Origin of the sequence: Sphingobium yanoikuyae, from assembly GCF_034424525.1 — a bacterium.
Classification (GTDB): domain Bacteria; phylum Pseudomonadota; class Alphaproteobacteria; order Sphingomonadales; family Sphingomonadaceae; genus Sphingobium; species Sphingobium yanoikuyae.
In genome coordinates, this window is sequence record NZ_CP139979.1 from 2,461,876 (window position 1) to 2,480,799 (window position 18,924).

The following is an 18,924-nucleotide window of genomic DNA, read 5'->3' on the forward strand; positions in this document are numbered from 1 at the left end:
GGCCGCGCCCCTCATCCCCCCCGCAGCAACCCGACCGCGGCATCCTTCTCGAACAGATAGAGGCAGGTCCGCGCCGCCTGTCCCCGTTCGCTGTCCAGCCCGCCGTCGCGGTCGATCAGCAGATGGGCATCGTCGCGCGCCGCGTCCACCAATGCCGACACATGTTCGGGCGTCGCGATCTTCAGTTCCGCCTCGCCCGACTGGCGCGTGCCCAGCACCTCGCCCGCGCCGCGCAGCTTCAGATCCTCCTCGGCGATGCGGAAGCCGTCATTGGTCTCGCGCATCAGCGCCAGCCGCGCCCGCGACGTCTCGCCCAGCGCATTGCCGCGCAGCAACAGGCAGACCGACGGCTTGTCGCCGCGCCCGACCCGGCCGCGCAACTGGTGCAACTGGGCCAGGCCAAAGCGCTCCGCCCCCTCGATCACGATCAGGCTGCTATTGGGCACGTCGACGCCGACCTCGATCACCGTGGTCGCGACCAATATCTGGGTGCGGTTGGCGGCAAAGGCCTCCATCGCCGCATCCTTGTCCGGCCCCTTCATCTTGCCATGGACCAGGCCCACCCGGTCGCCGAAGCGCTGGCGCAGCGTCTCGGCGCGCATCTCGGCCGCCGCCTGGTCACTTGTCTCGCTCTCCTCGACCAGCGGACATACCCAATAGGCCTGCCCGCCCCCCTCGACATGGCGGGCCAGCCCCTCGACCACCTCGTCCAGCCGGTTGGCGGACATCACCAGCGTCTGGATCGGCTGGCGGCCCGGCGGCATCTCGTCCAGCCGCGACACGTCCATCTCGCCATAATAGGTCAGGGTCAGCGTGCGCGGGATCGGCGTCGCCGTCATCACCAGCAGATGCGGCGATCGCTCGGCCTTGCTCGCCAGCATCATCCGCTGCGCCACGCCAAACCGATGCTGCTCGTCGATCACGGCCAGGCCCAGCGCCTTATACTGCACCTTCTCCTGAAAGATCGCGTGGGTGCCGACCAATATATGGATGCTGCCATCGGCCAGCCCCATCAGCGTCGCCTCCCGCACCTTGCCCTTTTCGCGGCCCGTCAGGATCGCGATCTCGATCGGCAGACCCGATGCCATCTTGCGCAGCGTCTCATAATGCTGCCGCGCCAATATTTCGGTCGGAGCCAGCATCGCCCCCTGCATCCCGGCCTCGACCGCGTTCAGCAGCGCCATCAGCGCCACCAGCGTCTTGCCCGATCCGACATCGCCCTGCAGCAGCCGCAACATCGGCGTCGCCTGCGCCATGTCGCCCTCGATCTCGCCGATCGCGCGGCGCTGGGCACCGGTCGGGGCGAAAGGCAGCTTCAGCATCGCCCGCAGCCGCCCGTCGCCGCTGATCGGCACGCCGCGCCGCCGCCGCGACGATTGCCGCACCAGCATCAGCGCCAGCTGCCCGGCGAAAATCTCGTCATAGGCCAGCCGCTCGCGTGCCTGGGCGTCGGTCGGGTCGGCATGGAAACGCTCCAGCGCCGCGCGCCAGGCCGGCCAGCCCTTGCTCGCCAGCAGGCTCGGCTCGATCCATTCGGGCAGTTCGGGCGCACGGCTAAGCGCCTGCCCCACCAGGTCGCGCATCCGGTTGTTGGTCAGCCCTTCCGACAGGCCATAGACGCTCTCGCGCGCCGGCACCGTGTCGGCCTCCTCGGGCGGCAGCACATAGTCGGGATGGACCATCTGGAGGTTGTCGCCATAGGCCTCCAGCTTGCCCGACACGAATTTCGGTTCGTTGAGCGGCAACAGCTTGCGCGGCCAGGCGCTGTTACGGCCGAAATAGACGAGGGAGACGGCGTTGCCATGGGCATCGACCGCCTGCACCCGGAAGGGCGCGCGCGCATTGCCGCTGGCGCGATAATCGACCGGGGTGAGCATGATGCCGATCACCTTGCCGGCGTCCGCCATGTCCAGTTCGTCGATCAGTTTCCGGTCGACATAATTGACCGGCAGGTGAAAGGCGACATCGACCGCCCGCGCCAGCCCCAGCCGTTCGAGCGGACGGGCCAGCGCCGGGCCAATGCCCTTGAGCGCGGAGATTTCGGCAAAGAGCGGATTGAGAATATCGGGTCGCATGGCTATCTGACGGCTGTAACGCGTGATCGTTCCTGTGTGAACGTCATTGCGAGCGTAGCGAAGCAATCCATGTCTGACCGGTGGATTGCTTCGCTACGCTCGCAATGACGAGCAGTTCGGGGATGGTCAGGCCCCATTCCAGCCGGGACGGTCATTCAAATATCCGATCGGCTGTTTCGGCACGTCCGTTAAAGGAACAAATTGTGAACGACAACCCGCTGATGCGTCGCCTGAAATTCCGCGCCTGGCACCGGGGCACGCGCGAGGCGGATTATACGGTCGGCGGCTTCTTCGAACGCTATCATGCGACCTGGAACGAAGAGCAGATCGCCTGGTTCGAGCGTTTCATGGACGAGCAGGACGCCGACATCATCGGCTGGGCGCTCGGCACCATCCCTGTGCCGGACGAATGGAAGGGGCCGATGATGGACCAGTTCCTGAAGCTCGATTTCGTCAAGATCGAGAACTGAAGCCATCCTCCCCTGGCAGGGGAGGTGGCTGGCCGCAGGCCAGACGGAGGGGTGTCAACCTCTCGAGAGCGTAACACCCCTCCACCGGCTTCGCCGGTCCCCCTCCCCCCAAGGGGGAGGAAGGAAGTAGAAACATGACCGATCTCCAGAAAATCCTGAAGGCGAAGGCGCCGCTCACTCTGTCCGGCGTGCCGGCCGGCTTCCAGCCCTGGCTGCTGGCGGACATCGCCCGCGCGGCAACCACCCGCGCCGTCTTCGTCGCTTCGGACGAGCAGTTGATGCGCGCGGTTGCCGACACCGCCCATTATTTCGCGCCAGAGATCGAGCTCATCGAAATTCCCGCCTGGGACTGCCTGCCCTATGACCGGGCCAGCCCCTCGCTCCGCACCGCGTCGGCTCGCCTCGCCGGCCTCCATGCGCTGCAGGCAAAGCCAAAGGGACCGCAACTGGTCCTCACCACCCTCAACGCCCTGACCCAGCGCACCCTCACCCCGTTCCGCGTCCGCCAACTGGTCGCGCGGCTAGCGCCCAAAGAGCGGATCGCGATCACGCGCCTCGCCGACATGCTGCAATCCAACGGCTATGTCCGCACCGACACCGTCCATGATCGCGGCGAATTCGCCATTCGCGGCGGCATCGTCGATCTGTTCCCCGGCGGCGAGGAGCAGCCGCTCCGGCTCGACTTCTTCGGCGACGAGATCGAGACGGTCCGCCGCTTCGACCCGACCGACCAGCGCACCACCGGCAGCGTCGACGGCTTCACCCTGCTCCCCGCGTCCGAGGCGCTGCTCGACGAAGACACGATCAAGCGCTTCCGTGGCCGCTATCGCGAAACCTTCGGCGCGACCGCGACCGGCGACCCGCTCTATCAGGCGGTAAGCGAAGGCCGACGCCTCGCCGGCATGGAACATTGGCTGCCCTTGTTCGAGGAAAAGCTGGTTCCGCTGACCGAGCATCTGGGCGATGACGCGATCATCGTCCGCGACCATGGCGTGGTCGGCGCGGCCGACGCCCGGTTCGAGGCAATCCGCGACTATCATGCCAACCGCATCGCCGCGAAATCGGCCGATCCCGGCGCCTATCGCCCGCTGAAGCCCGAAGCGCTCTATCTTGACGCCGCCGAGTGGGACGCCTCTGCCGCCAGCTGGCCGATGCACGCCACCACCCCCTTCCACGAGCCCGAAAGCGCCACCGTCCTCGACTTCGCCGTCGACGGCCCGCGCGACTTCGCGCCCGAACGCGCGCAGAACGTCAATGTCTATGAGGCGGTCGGCAAACATATCGACGCCCTGCGCCGCACGAAGAAGAAGGTGGTGATCGCCAGCTATTCGGCCGGCGCGCGCGAGCGCCTGTCGGGCCTGCTCGCCGATCATGGCGTCGCCCGTCTCGCCACCGCCGACAGCTGGCAGGAAGCACTCGGCACCGCAGCGGGTGGCAGCGCCGTCCTCACCGTGCTCGGCCTCGACCATGGCTTCACCGCGCCCGACGTCGCCGTCCTCACCGAACAGGATATGCTGGGCGATCGCCTGGTCCGTCGCGCCAAGCGCAAGAAGAGCGCCGACGCCTTCCTCGCCGAACTCGCCACCCTCTCCCCCGGCGACCTCGTCGTCCATATGGACCATGGCATCGGCCGCTATGAGGGGCTGACCCAGATCCCGGTCAGCAAGACCGCGCATGACTGCGTCGCCCTCTCCTATGCCGGCGGCGACAAGCTCTACGTGCCGGTCGAAAATCTCGAAGTCCTCTCCCGCTACGGCTCCGACAGCGAGGGCGTGAGCCTCGACAAGCTGGGCGGCGAGGCCTGGCAGCGGCGCAAGGCCCGGATGAAGGAGCGGATCCGCGAGATTGCGGGCGAACTGCTCAAGACCGCCGCCGAGCGCGCGCTGCGCCCGGCCGAGATCGCCGAACCCGACGCCGCCGGCTATCCCGCCTTCGTCGACCGCTTCCCCTATCAGGAAACCGACGATCAGGACCGCGCGATCGGCGATGTCATCGAGGATCTGGGCGCCGGCCGCCCGATGGACCGTCTCGTCTGCGGCGATGTCGGCTTCGGCAAGACCGAGGTCGCGCTGCGCGCCGCCTTCGTTGCCGCCATGGCCGGGATGCAGGTGGTGGTGATCTGCCCCACCACCCTGCTCGCGCGCCAGCATCACATGAATTTCGTCGAGCGCTTCCGCGGCTTCCCGCTGGAAGTCGCCCGCCTCTCCCGCCTCGTCCCCGACAAGGAGGCGAAGGCGACCAAGGCGGGCCTGGCCGACGGCACGATCGACATTGTCGTGGGCACCCACGCCCTGCTCGCCAAGGGGCTGGAGTTCAAGCGCCTCGGCCTCGTCATCGTCGACGAGGAACAGCGCTTCGGCGTCACCCACAAGGAACGCTTGAAGTCCCTGAAGACCGACGTCCATGTCCTCACCCTGACCGCCACCCCCATCCCGCGCACGCTCCAGATGGCGATGTCGGGCCTGCGCGAATTGTCGGTCATCCAGACCCCGCCGGTCGATCGCCTGGCGGTGCGCACCTACATCATGCCCTGGGACGGCGTCGTCATCCGTGAAGCGCTGCTGCGCGAACATTATCGCGGCGGCCAGAGCTTCTTCGTCGTGCCGCGCATCTCCGACCTCACCGAGGTCGAGGAATTCCTGCGCACCGAAGTGCCCGAGGTGAAGCCGATCGTCGCCCATGGCCAGATGAGCGCCACCGATGTCGAGGAGCGCATGTCCGCCTTCTACGACAAGCGCTATGACGTGCTGCTCTCCACCACCATCGTCGAATCCGGCCTCGACATCCCCAGCGCCAACACCCTCATCATCCACCGTGCCGACCGCTTCGGCCTTGCCCAGCTCTATCAGCTGCGCGGCCGCGTCGGCCGGTCGAAGACGCGCGCCTATGCCTATTTCACCACGCCCGCCAACCGCATCATCACCGAAACCGCGGAAAAGCGGCTGAAGGTGCTGTCCGATCTCGATACGCTCGGCGCCGGCTTCCAGCTCGCCAGCCACGATCTCGACATTCGCGGCGCCGGCAACCTCGTCGGCGACGAACAGTCGGGCCATATCAAGGAAGTCGGCTTCGAGCTTTATCAGTCGATGCTGGAGGACGCGATCATGGACGCCAAGGCCGGCGGCGCCGGTCTCGAAGCGCGCCGCGACAGCTTCTCGCCGCAGATCAGCGTCGACGCGCCGATCATGATCCCCGAAGAATTCGTGCCGGACCTCGACCTGCGCATGGGTCTCTATCGCCGCATCAACGAACTGGAGGATCGCCAGGGTCTGGAGGCCTTCGCCGCCGAACTGATCGACCGCTTCGGCAAGCTGCCCGCGCCGACCCAGAACCTGCTCAAGATCATCGAGATCAAGCAGAATTGCCTCAAGGCCAATATCGCCAAGATCGATGTCGGGCCAAAGGGCGCGCTGGTCAGCTTCTTCGAGGATCGCTTCCCCAACCCCGCAGGTCTGGTCGCCTATGTCCAGCGCCTCGACGGCGTCGCCCGCCTGCGCCCGGACAGCAAGGTGGTCGTCACCCGCGCCTGGCCCGACCCCGCCGCCCGCCTCAACGGCGCGCTGCAATTGTCGAAGGGGCTGGCCAAGGCGGCGGGGTAAGCCGCATCCTGTTCGGGAAGTACGCCTCTTGCACATTCGCACCGGTCCGCCCCCACTGGAGATCCGATACAGTCTGTTGACAAGATTGAAGGCGATTTGCACTCTTCGGTTAAGTAACAGGGAGTAGATCGTGTCGAAGAAAATTAGCGGTGCCGAATATCCTCTTTCTAAAATTTTCTCCTCCGATTTTGAATATGTCATTCCTTCCTATCAGCGCCCTTATGCCTGGACTACCGATCAGGCAGACGAACTTTTCAGCGACTTGATTGCATTCTTCCAGGCAGAAGCAGAGGAAGGCTACTTCCTCGGAAGCATCGTGCTGATCAAGTCCGAAGACAGTGCCTATTCGCAAGTGATTGACGGTCAGCAGCGTCTAACGACCCTCACCATTCTGCTCGCAGCGATGGCTTGCGCAAATAATGGCGAGGACAAGGAGGAATTGCGCCCCTACATTCTGGAAGCAGGCAAGAAGATGGAAGGTATATTGCCAAAACCCCGACTGTCGCTGCGTGAACGCGACAAGGGATTTTTCGCAAAATATATCCAGGATTTGCAGCTTGCAGCACTGACCGACCTCGATTCATCGTCACTCGACAATGAATCTCAGCGCAACATTCAGGCAAACGCAAAGCATTTCATGCAGTTGGTAGCCAGTACGCTTCCCACCCCCGAGAAGCTGCGCGCCTTCGTCACCTTCCTATTAACTCGATGCTATCTTGTGACCGTCTCAACTGCGAGCCAGGAATCGGCCTTTCGGGTATTTTCGGTGATGAACAGCCGGGGCCTCAACCTTCAACCCACAGACATCATCAAGGCTGACACAATCGGAAAATTGAAGGGTGAAGACGATCGCCAAACCTATAATGACAAATGGGAAGAGATTGAAGTCGAACTCACGCGCGATGGCTTTCGCGACCTCTTCACCTTTATTAGGATGATCTACGCCAAGGAAAAATCGAAACGGATATTGCTTGAAGAATTCAGAACCCATGTGCTTCCGAACAACCCTGATCCAAAAATCTTCATTGACAATGTCCTGGAGCCTTTCGCCGATGCCTTGGATGCGATCCGCAACGCATCCTATACGGCGACATCCCATGCGGAAACCGTCAACTATTATATCAAATGGCTCCAGCGAATCGACAATTCCGACTGGATTCCGCCGGCAATGCTTTACCTTAAAGAACAGCGTAACAAACCAAAGCGGGTCGCACGCTTCTTTGAACTGCTCGAACGCCTTGCCGCATTCATGCATATTTGCCGCTGGAATGTGAACCAACGCATCGAGGTCTATGCAGAGCTGATCAACGATATCCAGTCGGGCGCAGAACCGGACGACATGGCGCAATTTGAATTTACGGATGACGATCGCGAAGAGTTTCGCGATGCGCTGGACGGCAATATCTATGAACTGACGCCGCGCCGACGCAACTACCTGCTTCTAAGGCTTGACTCCTTCATTTCGGACGGCGCCGCCACCTATGATCCTTCGGTGTTGACGATCGAACATGTACTACCGCAAACCGTGCCGGCCAAGAGCGAATGGGCAACATGGTGGCCCAGTACAGCCGAGCGCAAGGCATGGGTGCATAGGCTATCAAATTTAGTCCCGCTGAATAAAAAGAAGAATTCAGCGGCGCAAAATTACGAATTTGGGCCAAAATGCGACATATATTTTTCGGGCACCAAGAATGTGTCCTCCTATGCGCTGACCAGCCAAGTTATGTTGCAAAAAGCATGGACACCTAAAATCGTCGAAGGACGTCAGCAGGAACTGCTCGAAATTCTATACGATAATTGGGATATTTAGCGTTTTCCAATCGAAGAGCAGTCGATCCTACGCCGTCGGATCGACTGCTCCAATGCGTCTGGAGCCCGGTTGAGAATGCGGCTCCAGCACATACCTCCTTCAGCCTCCCACCCCAACAACCTCCACCATCAGCGCATCGCCACCGTCCACGATCGCGACCAGCCGATCGACATTGGGGTGCGCGCCCGGCCGGTTGCGGGCATCGGCCGTATGTTCGGCAAACACCGCCAGCCCATGCTCGGCCGCCGCCGCGTCGAGCGTGCCAAACACCTTCTGCAAATAGGCATAGACCGCCAGCGAACCCTGCTTGCCCGGCTGGTTCTCGATGCTGGCGACCACCGCGCCGGTCGCATCCTTCAGGTCGATGCGGGCGATGCCGTCAATCGGCGGCAGCAGTTGGAGATTGTCCTTGAACGTCGCACCCGGTTGAATCATCGCTGGTTTCCCGCCTCGAATTTGGAATGAGCGCGCGCCTAGCAGCTTCCCTCCCGCCCGGCCAGCCAGGCCATCGACCACATCTTTCCTATTTGGATTTTCCCTGCTCTATCCTGTCGGATGAAACAGCACACACCCATCGCCTTGCCCGCATTACCGACCCGGTCCCGCCCCCCCCGCAACACGCCAGATCATCGCCCATGATCGTCGCTTTGCTGTCGCCTCATTGTCGCTTCACTGTCGCGTCACAGGCGCGCCACTGTCGCTTCGTCGGCGCATGACTGTCGCCTTCTCGGGCAAAAACGCCCAAATGCGCACGGCATCGACACTATGTACTTTCAACTGTCGCGTCGGCGCCCCTCCCCATCCGACCCTCATGTCGCCATTCATCATCAACCGGAAAAGAAGCAGCAACAGTAGAAACCTACATGCCTTCGTGACGACCGGGCAACAAAGCGCGGCGTCACAGCAGGAGAATGAAATGAGTTTGATCCTTATGGCGCTTGCCGCCGCCGCGACCCACAATGTGTCGGTCGAGCATCATGGCAACCAGATCGGCGCCACCTACACCGCCCGTGCCGACATCCGCACAAAGACCATCGGCGCCAAGACGCCCAACCGCATGGACAATCAGCGCTGCCAGTGGACCGCGACGATCGTCGTCGACCGCAAGCTGGACCATGGTCCTGCGCTCGCCCGCACCGTGTCGAGCGACAAACGCTTTTCGGGTAGCGAGGCTGGTGCCTGCACGACCGGCCGTCAATCGGGCGAACGCAACATGGCCCAGTATCAGGACAAGATCGAAGCGCACCTGATCGCCGTGGCGGAAGCCGATCGCGCGCCGCTGCTGGCCGAACTGGACTCGGTGCGCAATCTTGCGTCGAACTGATCGGACCATCGGCCTGGCATGGCTGGGCGGGCTTGGCCTCGCCCTCCATGCCGTACCGGCCGCCGCCCAATATGCCAGCGGCCCCAACGCCACGGTCGAGGTCGCCAGTGACGAGCGTCGCCGGGGCCTGAGCTGGAGCGACGGCGATCCGGTGCTGCGCGGCAGCGTCTCCGTGCCGGTCGCGCAGGGCCTGTCGCTCGATGGCGCCGCCACCAGCCTCTGGGGCAGCGATCGCCATGGCGGCGCCGACGCCGTGATCGACCTTGGCCCTTCCTATGTCCACCAACTGGGTGGCTGGCGCCTGTCGCTCGACGCGCGCTACCATCTCTTCCCCGGCGCCGATCATCAGGGCTATGGCGAATTTGGCGCGGGCGCCGGCTTCCTGATCGGTCCCGCCAGCATCGACATCGGCGCCCAATATGCCCCGCGCCAGTCGGCGATCGGCGGCGACAATCTCTATCTGTCCTCCGCCGCCGCCTTCGCCATTCCCGGCACCCCGCTCACCGCCTCGGCACGGGTCGGCCATAGTTCCGGGTCGGATCGCGATCCGCTCGCCTCGCAACGGCTGCGGCCGGGCGGGGATTATTGGGATTATGGCGCTGCCATCGCCTGGTATCGTGGTCGCTGGTCGGCGGAATTGCGCTACAGCGACACGGACATCGACAGCCGCGACGCACGCCACGCCGGCTCGGCCCTCATCGGAAAGTTCGGTCTAACCCTGTAGCACCAGGGATATGAGTTCGGGCGAGGAGACGCCCGCCGAGCGCAGGAAGCCCTGATAATAATCACAGCCTTCCCGTGCCAGCAGGTCGAGCTGCTGCTCCGTCTCCACCCCTTCGGCGATGACGTTGAGGCCCAGCGACTTCGCCATATGGATCACCCCGCGCACGATGATCCGGTCCCGCGCCGACCCGGCGATATCCTGGGCCAGGCTGGAATCGATCTTCAGATAATCGAGCGGCAGGCCCTTGAGGTAGGCCAGGCTCGAATAGCCGGTGCCGAAATCGTCGATCGCCACCGCCAGCCCCTCGGACCGCAGCGCCGTCAGCAGCGCCGCCGCTGCGTCGACATCCTGGATCAGCCCGCTTTCGGTAATCTCCACCGTCAGCCGCGACCGGGGAAAGCCACTGCGGTCCACCTGGCCCAGGAAATCGGCCATGAACCCCGGCTGCGAAATATCCGCCGCCGTGACGTTGATCGACAGGCGCAGATTGGACAGCGCGCTCGGCCAGGCCGCCGCCTGCCGCAATGCCTCGGCCTGAATATGCGCCGACAGTGGCAGCATATAGTCGGACCGTTCCGCCGTGCCGAACAATATGCCGGCCCCCAGCGGGCCATAGATCGGGTGGTTCCACCGCGCCAACGCCTCGACCCCGCTGATGCGATGGTCATAGACCGGATATTGCGGCTGGAACACGATGCCGATCTCGCCCCGGTGCAACGCCAGCCGCAGGTCGGTTTCCAGTTGGTCGGCGTCGAGCTGGCGGCTGCGCTTCTCGGCGGAAAAGATGCGAATGCCCTCGCCCCCGCCCTGCCGCGCATCGGCCAGTGCAGCCCCTGCCCGCCGCAGCAACTGGGTCGCATCATCCTCCGCCCGCGCCTGCGCGATACCGCATCGCGCAATCAAACGGATCAGATGATCGCCCGCACTGAACGGCCGGCTGATCGCCTCGATCAACTGCCGCGCCAGATAGGTCGCCCGCTCCGCCGCCGCCGGCTCGCCGGTCAGGCCGACCAGAAATTCCGTGCCGGCGATCCGCGCGACCATCGCATGGCCCGCCACGCTGTCGACAATCTGTTCGATCCGCCGCGCAATCCGCCCCAGCAGTGCGTCACCCACCACTTGGCCATAGGCCGCATTCATGCGATCGAACTGGCTGATCGACAGCAGCACCACCGTCGTCGGCAGCCCCGACCGGCGATCCAGCCAGTCCAGCGCCGCCTGGCGCGAACGCAGCCCGGTCAGATTGTCGCGGCTCGCCACATCCTGGTCCTGCGCGTCGGACAGCCACTCCACATCGGCTGCCACCGTGCCATCGACGAAGCGCAAATGATGCACCAGCCGATTACCCGGCCGCCCCGGCACGGCATGGGCAAACGCCGCCGGGCGGCCCGACTGCATCATTCCCTCCAGCGCGTTCAACACCGCCTTGCGCTCATTGCGCGCCAGCCGGTGGATCAAGGTCGATGGCGTCGGCTGCCACGCCTCTATCCCCAGATTGCGGGCCAGACTCTCGCTCAGCCGCAGCCCGGCGCCGTCGCGGTCCATCTCCCAGTACAGCGCGTCACCCCGGCGGATGCGCTGCGCCCGCTGGCTCTGCATCGCGCCACCGCCCAGCCGCTCGACCAGCCGCTGCGCCGATGCCAGCGTCGCCTGCAACAAGGGTTGCGTTACCGGCGCCACCAGAAAATGGGTCGCGCCGGCGTCGAACAATTGCGGCAGGGTCGCGACCGCCGCCGCATCGACCAGCACCACCAGCGCGCAACCACCCGCATCCACCGCCGGCACCAACGGCGCGATCAGCTTGGCCGCTGTCCCGCCGCGCATGTCGACCAGCGCGATCTGGGCATCGCTGCGCAGGAAACGTTGCGGCGCATCGGTGGCACGCCGCGCACCGATCGCGCGCCAGCCCGCCTCCTGCGCGGCACGGCACAGGGGGTCGCGGTCGCCGGGCGACAGGATGAAGATGCTGCGCTGCCCGTCCGGGGCGGCCTGCCCGCTCACTCTTTTATCGACTCCCTGACAAGGCGCATGCCGCTCTTGTAACAGCAACCGGTTACCGACCTCTTCACCGCCCCGCAACCGGCCAGCTTGCGCCCGCCATGCCCATGGCCTAGCTAGGGGCATGGCCATGGTCGATCCTGCCGCAACTTCCATGACCGACGGCCTTGGCCGCCGGATCGATTATCTGCGGATTTCCGTTACGGATCGATGCGACCTGCGCTGCCGATACTGCATGGCGGAACGGATGCAGTTCCTGCCGAAAAATCAGGTTCTGACGCTGGAGGAAATCGCGCTGCTCGCCGATCTCTTCATTGCGCGCGGCGTGCGCCGCATCCGCCTGACCGGCGGCGAACCGCTGGTGCGCCGCGACATCATCGACCTGATCCGTCGAATCGGCCGCCATCTGGATGCCGGCCTTCAGGAACTGACGCTGACAACCAATGGCACACGCCTCGCCGATCATGCGGAGCCTCTGCACGACGCTGGCGTCCGCCGCATCAATGTCAGCCTCGACAGCCTGCAGGCCGATCGCTTCGCCCATATCACCCGCGGCGGCGACCTGTCGGCCGTGCGGCACGGACTGGATGCCGCGCGCGCGGCGGGCCTTGCGGTCAAGATCAACATGGTCGCGCTCAAGGATATCAATGCCGACGAGATCCTGCCGATGCTGCGCTGGTGCGACAGCCAGGGCTTCGACCTGACCCTGATCGAGACCATGCCGCTGGGCGAAACCGGCGAGGATCGCACCGACCATTATCTGCCGCTGTCGCATGTCGCGCAGGAGATCGACGCCCATCATGCCCTCACCCCGATTGCGGCGCGCACGGGTGGCCCGGCGCGCTATCATGATGTCGAGGGGCTGGGCGTCCGCCTTGGCCTCATCACCCCGCTCACCCGCAATTTCTGCGCCGACTGCAATCGCATGCGCATGACCTGCGAGGGCAAGATCTACATGTGCCTGGGCCATGACGATCATGTCGATTTCAAGGCCGCGCTGCGCAGCGGCGGCCTCGCCGCGGTCGAGCCGCTGGTCGATCGCGCACTGCGGCGCAAGCCTGCGGCCCATGATTTCCGGATCGGCGCCGACGCACCGACTGCGGCGGTCCAGCGACATATGAGCGTCACCGGCGGATGAACAGCGAACCCCGGCGCGCCCTCGTCGCGTCCCCGACCCAGGCTGCGCGGGCAGCGGAAGAGCGGTTGCGCGCCGCCTATGATTTCGTGCCGCTGGAACAGGCGGACACGGTCATCGCGCTGGGCGGCGATGGCTTCATGCTGCAGACGCTGCACGCCATGCTGGAATCCCGCCGCATATTGCCGGTCTTCGGCATGAACCTCGGCACGGTCGGCTTCCTGATGAACGAATGGCGGCTGGAACGGCTGGAACAGCGGCTGGAGAAGGCCAAGAGCTTCAAGGTCAATCCGCTGCGCATGGTGGTCGATACGGTCGATGGCGAGCGTTTCTCCATCCCGGCGATCAACGAAGTCTCGCTGCTGCGCGAAACCCGCCAGACCGCCAAGCTGGAAGTGCAGGTCAACGATCGCCCCGTGCTGCCCGAACTGGTGTGCGACGGCGTGCTGGTCGCAACGCCCGCCGGGTCCACCGCCTATAATCTGTCCGCCCATGGCCCGATCCTGCCGCTGGGGTCCGCCCTGGTCGCCCTGACCCCGATCAGCCCGTTCCGGCCGCGCCGCTGGCGTGGCGCCATCCTGCCTGAAAATACCGCGATTCGCTTCACCGTGCTCGATCCGGTCAAGCGCCCGGTCAGTGCCGTCGCCGACCAGCGCGAAGTCCGTGACGTCGCCCAGGTGGAGGTCAAGATCGACCGCGCCACGCCGCTGACTTTGTTGTTCGACCCCGAACATACGCTGGACGACCGGATCGCGGCCGAACAATTCATCGCGTAATTTTCTGCAATTTCACGCTTGCCATTTGGGACAAGCCGCTGCATATGCGCGGCCTGCCCGGCGCAAGCAGGGCTGCTCCCCGATAGCTCAGCGGTAGAGCATTCGACTGTTAATCGAATGGCCGTAGGTTCGAATCCTACTCGGGGAGCCACTATTTCAGCCCTTGGCAAGGCCGGGCTGGCTCCAGACAATCCGAAATTCAGCGCATCGCACGATTGCGGCGCTCGCCAACCATGGCTGGCGAGCGCATGCCTTCAGATTCTGCCGCGCAGCGTCACCAGAATATTGCGCGGATCGCCATAGGCATCGGTCGAGCCCCAGCGGATATCATAGCCGATCGCCTTGTAATAATGCTTGTCGAACAGATTGTTGATGTTGGCCTGAAGATCGAACCGGTCGCTGATCTTGTATCCCAGCATCAGGTCGGCAACGGCATAGGCCCCCTGTTCGACGCGGAAGGCGACATTGTTGAAATTGGCGCCGTTATTGTCGTTGTATATGCGGCTCTGCCAGTTAAGTCCGGCGCCGACACGCAGCCGGTCGAGCTTCCCCGGCAGAGTGTAGAAGGTCGACAATTTAGCCATGTGGCGGGGCATGTCGGTGTCGAAATTCTTGCCGCCATTTTCGGGGTTGGTGTCCCGCACAAATTGAATGCTGGTATAGGTATAGCTGAGCGAAATGTTCCAGTCGGGCGTAATCGCGCCCTGAAGCTCGGCATCAATGCCCTTGCTGCGCACCAGGCCAGCAGCCGTCGAGCAACTGCTGGCCGGGAAGCTGGGACAACCGCTCTGATCGGTCGGCACAAATGCCCTATTCCGTTGGTCGATGCGGAAGAGCCCGATCGCCGCATTCAGCGCCCCGTCGAGATATTCGCCCTTGATGCCCACCTCGTAATTCTGGCCGGTGATCGGCTTCAGGATCGTCTGGCTGTCGGTGTCTACGGCAAAGCCCCTGGCCGTCTGCGGCTGGAAAATGTCGGTGAAGCTGGCATAGAAAGAATGATGACGATCGATGTCCAGGATCGCGCCGGCATAGACGGTCTTGTGGGCATCGACCTTGTAATCGCCGGTCGCAGCCGTGCGATTATCATAATCATACCAATCCAGCCGCCCGCCCAGGATGACCTTCAGCCCATCGAACGGATTGAGCCGGGTCGAGGCATAGAGACCGCCCTGGGTGATGACGTTCCGGCTGTAGGTCGTCGGCACGAAATTGGGTCGAGCACCGCTGGCCGGGTCGAAATCGAACATGTCGACATTGCCAGCGAGCAGCCCGCCCCCGCTGTAATTTTGCGTGCCTGTCGAGGTCTCGCGTCGGCTGGCGCCGAATGTCAGATCATGGTCACGACCAAACAACGTGACCGGCCCGCTGGCATAGAGGTCGACACTGGCCTGATCCTCGTCATAGGCGGCCTGATAGGCGGAATGGGTGAGCGTCAGGTCGGGCCGGCGATAGACATAGGTGCCGGAGAACATGGCATCCTGCCACACCTTCATGCTCGCCAGCCGGACGCTCCAGTCGTGACCGAACCGATGGGTCAGTTCGCCAAAGACAGTGTTCGACTTCTGGCTTTTGTCTTCCCAGTCATAGCTGGGCCGGGTCGAGCGCGGCAGGTCGAAATGCGCGCCGGTAGCGCTGAGCGGCAAGCCGCCCCAGAAGCTGTTGAAGAAATCATCCTGATGGGTGGCGCCTACCATCAGCGTCGTATCAGGACCGATATCATATTCGCCGATCGCATGGATCAGGCCGCGATGAATGACCTCGCCGTCGCGGAAACTGCTGCTGTCCTGATAGGAGCCGATAACCCGCACCCGCAGATTGCCGGCCTGATCGACACCGCCCGACATGTCGATCTGCCCGCGATAATTGTCCCAACTGCCGGCCGATCCTTCGAGATTGAGCTGAAAGTCGCGGGTCGGGCGCTTGCGCACCAGATTGATCGCCGCCGATGGATTGCCGCTGCCGGTTACAAGGCCCGTAGCGCCGCGCACCACCTCCACCCGGTCATAGATGGCCATATTGGCCTGACTGCCCACGACCCATCCCTGATAGCGGGACGGCAGGCCGTCATACATTATGTTGTCGATATCGAAACCGCGCGCGGTAAAGCTCGGGCGGCCGGGCCCGCTGGAATAGTTGAGGAAAAGGCCTGGCGTATTTTTCACCACGTCGGTGATGTTGGTCATCACCTGATCATCCAGTCGCTGGCGGGTGACGACGGTCACCGACTGCGGCGTCTCGCGGATCGACATGGGCAGCTTCGTCGCGGTCTTCATCGACCGGGTCGTGTAAGAGCCGGTCCCTTCGGTAGATGCGGGATCGCTGGTCAGCCCATCATCAACGGCCTCCCCTTCAACCCGGACCGACCCGAGCATGACAGCCTGACCATCCTGACTGGCTTGTTCCTGCCCAAACGCAGGCACCGCCGCGGCAACGATACCGCCCCCAGACAGCAACGCCCCCATCCATCTCATATGTCGCATACCAGCCCCTTTATTGCTATTGATTCGCATATGCGAATTAGGGGCTGTGATTTATGCTGTCCAGTACGGGGCATGTTGCGCGTTCGACAAGGACTATTTGCCGGACATGGCAGCCCTTACGACCACAAAAAATCAAACGTCTTGTTTTGCAAATAAATCTCATTTGCGTTAATGGCACCATCCCAACGCGACGAGGTGCCAAGCGAACCACTCGCCATGGGGTATGCAATTTGTAGGCAACGGGGCGGCTTTCCAATATTTCTCGACGTTTTTCTTTGGAAATCCAGTCACGCCAAACGTCAACCAAACAGGACATTGATGGGCATTAGCGAACAGCGGGACATGCACGAACACAGGTCATCAGAGGTCGCCGGAGGCAAGACATCATGAAGGCATCGCTGCGCCAGACCATGTCGACGCTGCACACCTGGACCGGGCTGCTGCCTGGCTGGCTGCTGTTCGTCATCTTCCTGTTCGGCACGGTCGCCTTCTTCCAGCAGGAAATATCGCAATGGATGCGACCTGAACTGACACCCGCCCCGGTCAGTGATAAGGCAATCGAGGCCGCCGACACAATCCTGCGCAAGGAAGGCGCAGGTGCAGACGACTGGACGCTCTCCCTTCCCGGTTCGCGCGGCGGCGACGGCTTCTCGATCAGTTGGACGCCGGCCGGCGGCGACCGCTCAAGTCAGCAGGAACGGACGCTCGATGCCACCAGCGGCACCCTGACCAGCGTGCGCGATACGCGGGGCGGCTTCTTCCTCTACCGCATGCATTTCGACCTTCATTATATGCCGGTCATGTGGGCGCGCCTGCTCGTCAGCCTGGCCGCGCTCGCCATGCTGGTCGCGATCCTGAGCGGCGTCGTCACCCACAAGAAGATCTTCACCGACTTCTTCCTGCTGCGCTTCGGCAAGGGCCAGCGCTCCTGGCTCGACGCGCATAATGTCACCGCCGTCCTTGCCCTGCCCTTCTATCTGATGATCACCTATACCGGCCTCGTCACCCTGCTGTTCACCCTGATGCCCTGGGCGATCAGCGCCAATTTCCCGTCGACCGACGCCTATTATGAGGCGGCCTTCCCGTCCGGGCCAAAGAGCGAACCGAGCGAGGCGAAGGCCGACCTGCGCCCGATCCCCGAACTGCTGCAGCGTGCGCGTGCGCTGCGGCCCGGTTTCGAGCCCAGCTATGTCAGCATCAGCCATCCCGGCAATGCAGCCGCGATCGTCCGCATCTGGCCCCGTACCGAAACGCTGGGTGGCCACCAGCCGATGCTCTACCTCGACGGCGCCACCGGCGAACCGCTGGCTGGCCCGCGCGAAGGCGGCGCGGCGACAGCGACCAAAGGGGTGATGGTCGACCTTCATGCCGGCCGCTATGCCAACCCGGCCTTGCGCTGGCTCTATTTCCTCTCCGGCGTGGGCGGCACGATCATGGTCGGCAGCGGGCTGGTGCTGTGGACGGTCAAGCGCCGCGCCAAGCTGCCCGATCCGGCCCGACCGCATTTCGGTTTCCGTCTGGTCGAACGGCTGAACATCGGCGTCATCGCCGGCGCATCGGCAGGGATCGCGGTCTATTTCCTCGCCAACCGGTTGCTCGATCCGACCATGGCCGGACGCGCCGACTGGGAAGTCAACGCCCTGTTCATCGCCTGGGGCGCGATCTTTGTGTGGAGCCTGGGCCGGCCGGCACGGCGGGCCTGGGTCGAGACGCTGGCCGCCTGCGCCCTGCTCTATGCCGCCATTCCGCTGGTCAACGCCGCCACCACGCCCCGCGGCCTGCCTGCCAGTATGATGGCGGGTGACGCTATCTTCATCCTGTTCGACCTGATGATGATCCTGACCGCCACCGGCTTCGCCTTTGCCGCCCACAAAGTGGCGACCCACCAGTCCAAGGCCAAGGCGCGCCGGACGCGCCAGCCCAAGCAAGATTTTCAGGAGGTGCCGGCATGACCCATGTCGCAACAGCCCTGCTGTCGCTCGGCGGCTTTGCGCTGCTGTTTCTGGCGATGGCGCGTCACCAACAGGACTGGCTTCGCCACAAGCTGCCCGACGCGCAATCGCGCCGGTTGCGCCGGGGCGGCTTTGCGCTGCTGAGCATTGCCTTCCTGATCGCAGGCCTTGGCCTTGGCTGGGGCTATGGCAGCGTCGCCTGGTTCGGCTGGCTGAGCGCCGGCGCCGTCACGATCGTGACGCTCAACTGCAATCGCGAGCGCATCCTCGCTCAGGTGCGGCCATGATCGGGTTCAGTTCCGTCGCCCGTGCCCGACTGGCCAATGCCGGGCGGGTCACGGCCTGCACGCTGGGCGCCTATGGCCTGACCGCGCTCGTCTCCGCCGCCCTTTCCCGTCTGCTCGTGCGCCTTGGCATGGACGCTGTGGAGGCGGTCACCGGCGTTACCCTCGCCAGCTTTGCCTTGTTCGCAGTTATCGCGATGAGCGCCTTCCATGCGCGCAGTCCTGCGCGGGCATGGGTCATCATGATCCTCCTCGCCTTGCCGCCCACCCTGCTGCTCGCGCTTTCGGAATAGA

General features: G+C 63.8%; 14 protein-coding genes and 1 tRNA gene. 11 read left to right on the forward strand and 4 right to left on the reverse strand.

Annotated features, from left to right (window positions below):
* Positions 1-11: 11 nt before the first annotated feature.
* Complete coding sequence (gene recG / locus U0025_RS11300; protein WP_004207493.1) at positions 12-2,075, reverse strand: ATP-dependent DNA helicase RecG; 2,064 nt, start codon at positions 2,073-2,075, stop codon at positions 12-14.
* A gap of 203 nt (positions 2,076-2,278) precedes the next feature.
* Here recG and U0025_RS11305 point away from each other — a divergent pair, with 203 nt between their 5' ends.
* From U0025_RS11305 to U0025_RS11315, 3 genes are all read left to right on the forward strand, one after another.
* The gene (locus U0025_RS11305; protein WP_004207494.1) at positions 2,279-2,545 is read left to right on the forward strand and encodes an FAD assembly factor SdhE; all 267 of its coding nucleotides are present in this window, start codon (positions 2,279-2,281) and stop codon (positions 2,543-2,545) included.
* A gap of 134 nt (positions 2,546-2,679) precedes the next feature.
* Complete coding sequence (mfd, locus tag U0025_RS11310) at positions 2,680-6,144, forward strand: transcription-repair coupling factor (protein WP_004207495.1); 3,465 nt, start codon at positions 2,680-2,682, stop codon at positions 6,142-6,144.
* 130 nt (positions 6,145-6,274) lie between these two features.
* The gene (locus tag U0025_RS11315) at positions 6,275-7,954 is read left to right on the forward strand and encodes a DUF262 domain-containing protein (protein WP_004207496.1); all 1,680 of its coding nucleotides are present in this window, start codon (positions 6,275-6,277) and stop codon (positions 7,952-7,954) included.
* Positions 7,955-8,053: 99 nt separating this feature from the next.
* Here U0025_RS11315 and U0025_RS11320 read toward each other — a convergent pair whose 3' ends face one another.
* Positions 8,054-8,389 carry a DUF2322 family protein gene (locus U0025_RS11320; protein ID WP_004207497.1) on the reverse strand — a complete coding sequence of 112 codons (336 nt, stop codon included), beginning with the start codon at positions 8,387-8,389 and terminating at the stop codon, positions 8,054-8,056.
* Between the two features lie 481 nt (positions 8,390-8,870).
* Here U0025_RS11320 and U0025_RS11325 point away from each other — a divergent pair, with 481 nt between their 5' ends.
* Positions 8,871-9,278: a hypothetical protein gene (locus U0025_RS11325; RefSeq protein WP_004207498.1), complete on the forward strand. Its 408-nt coding sequence runs from the start codon at positions 8,871-8,873 to the stop codon at positions 9,276-9,278.
* Complete coding sequence (locus U0025_RS11330) at positions 9,265-10,002, forward strand: TorF family putative porin (protein WP_004207499.1); 738 nt, start codon at positions 9,265-9,267, stop codon at positions 10,000-10,002. The genes U0025_RS11325 and U0025_RS11330 overlap by 14 nt, the downstream gene beginning before the upstream one ends.
* On the opposite strand, the gene U0025_RS11335 is transcribed toward U0025_RS11330, so the two are convergent.
* Positions 9,991-12,003: a putative bifunctional diguanylate cyclase/phosphodiesterase gene (locus tag U0025_RS11335; RefSeq protein WP_004207500.1), complete on the reverse strand. Its 2,013-nt coding sequence runs from the start codon at positions 12,001-12,003 to the stop codon at positions 9,991-9,993. The genes U0025_RS11330 and U0025_RS11335 overlap by 12 nt on opposite strands.
* 121 nt (positions 12,004-12,124) lie before the next feature.
* Between U0025_RS11335 and moaA the strand changes: the two genes are divergently transcribed.
* The 3 genes from moaA to U0025_RS11350 all read left to right on the forward strand — a co-directional run bounded on the left by moaA (position 12,125) and on the right by U0025_RS11350 (position 14,062).
* Positions 12,125-13,138, forward strand: coding sequence for a GTP 3',8-cyclase MoaA (gene moaA / locus U0025_RS11340; RefSeq protein ID WP_037490215.1), 1,014 nt, complete (start codon positions 12,125-12,127; stop codon positions 13,136-13,138).
* Positions 13,135-13,911 (forward strand): NAD kinase, encoded by a 777-nt coding sequence (locus U0025_RS11345; protein ID WP_004207502.1) that lies wholly within the window; start codon positions 13,135-13,137, stop codon positions 13,909-13,911. The genes moaA and U0025_RS11345 overlap by 4 nt, the downstream gene beginning before the upstream one ends.
* A gap of 76 nt (positions 13,912-13,987) precedes the next feature.
* Positions 13,988-14,062: transfer RNA gene (locus U0025_RS11350), tRNA-Asn, on the forward strand.
* A gap of 103 nt (positions 14,063-14,165) precedes the next feature.
* Here the strand turns inward: U0025_RS11350 and U0025_RS11355 are convergent.
* On the reverse strand, positions 14,166-16,286 hold the full coding sequence (locus U0025_RS11355) for a TonB-dependent siderophore receptor (RefSeq protein ID WP_004207503.1): 2,121 nt from the start codon (positions 16,284-16,286) through the stop codon (positions 14,166-14,168).
* Positions 16,287-16,780: 494 nt separating this feature from the next.
* On the opposite strand from U0025_RS11355, the gene U0025_RS11360 reads away from it, so the two are divergent.
* Genes U0025_RS11360 through U0025_RS11370 form a run of 3 tightly spaced genes read left to right on the forward strand, consistent with a single transcriptional unit; the run spans position 16,781 to position 18,923 of the window.
* Positions 16,781-18,346 carry a PepSY-associated TM helix domain-containing protein gene (locus tag U0025_RS11360; RefSeq protein ID WP_004207504.1) on the forward strand — a complete coding sequence of 522 codons (1,566 nt, stop codon included), beginning with the start codon at positions 16,781-16,783 and terminating at the stop codon, positions 18,344-18,346.
* A complete protein-coding gene (locus tag U0025_RS11365; RefSeq protein ID WP_004207505.1) occupies positions 18,343-18,633 on the forward strand; it encodes a DUF3325 domain-containing protein in 291 nt (96 codons plus the stop codon). Before U0025_RS11360 ends, U0025_RS11365 begins: the two co-directional genes overlap by 4 nt.
* Positions 18,630-18,923 carry a hypothetical protein gene (locus tag U0025_RS11370; RefSeq protein WP_004207506.1) on the forward strand — a complete coding sequence of 98 codons (294 nt, stop codon included), beginning with the start codon at positions 18,630-18,632 and terminating at the stop codon, positions 18,921-18,923. The genes U0025_RS11365 and U0025_RS11370 overlap by 4 nt, the downstream gene beginning before the upstream one ends.
* The last annotated feature ends 1 nt before the right edge of the window (position 18,924 follow it).

What these genes read in the sequence shown, in the direction of transcription:
- recG (WP_004207493.1), bottom strand. Translation starts at nt 2,075, where the DNA reads ATGCGACCCGATATTCTCAATCCGCTCTTTGCCGAAATCTCCGCGCTC.
- mfd (WP_004207495.1), top strand. Translation starts at nt 2,680, where the DNA reads ATGACCGATCTCCAGAAAATCCTGAAGGCGAAGGCGCCGCTCACTCTG.
- U0025_RS11320 (WP_004207497.1), bottom strand. Translation starts at nt 8,389, where the DNA reads ATGATTCAACCGGGTGCGACGTTCAAGGACAATCTCCAACTGCTGCCG.
- U0025_RS11325 (WP_004207498.1), top strand. Translation starts at nt 8,871, where the DNA reads ATGAGTTTGATCCTTATGGCGCTTGCCGCCGCCGCGACCCACAATGTG.
- moaA (WP_037490215.1), top strand. Translation starts at nt 12,125, where the DNA reads ATGGCCATGGTCGATCCTGCCGCAACTTCCATGACCGACGGCCTTGGC.
- U0025_RS11345 (WP_004207502.1), top strand. Translation starts at nt 13,135, where the DNA reads ATGAACAGCGAACCCCGGCGCGCCCTCGTCGCGTCCCCGACCCAGGCT.
- U0025_RS11355 (WP_004207503.1), bottom strand. Translation starts at nt 16,286, where the DNA reads ATGCTCGGGTCGGTCCGGGTTGAAGGGGAGGCCGTTGATGATGGGCTG.
- U0025_RS11360 (WP_004207504.1), top strand. Translation starts at nt 16,781, where the DNA reads ATGAAGGCATCGCTGCGCCAGACCATGTCGACGCTGCACACCTGGACC.
- U0025_RS11365 (WP_004207505.1), top strand. Translation starts at nt 18,343, where the DNA reads ATGACCCATGTCGCAACAGCCCTGCTGTCGCTCGGCGGCTTTGCGCTG.
- U0025_RS11370 (WP_004207506.1), top strand. Translation starts at nt 18,630, where the DNA reads ATGATCGGGTTCAGTTCCGTCGCCCGTGCCCGACTGGCCAATGCCGGG.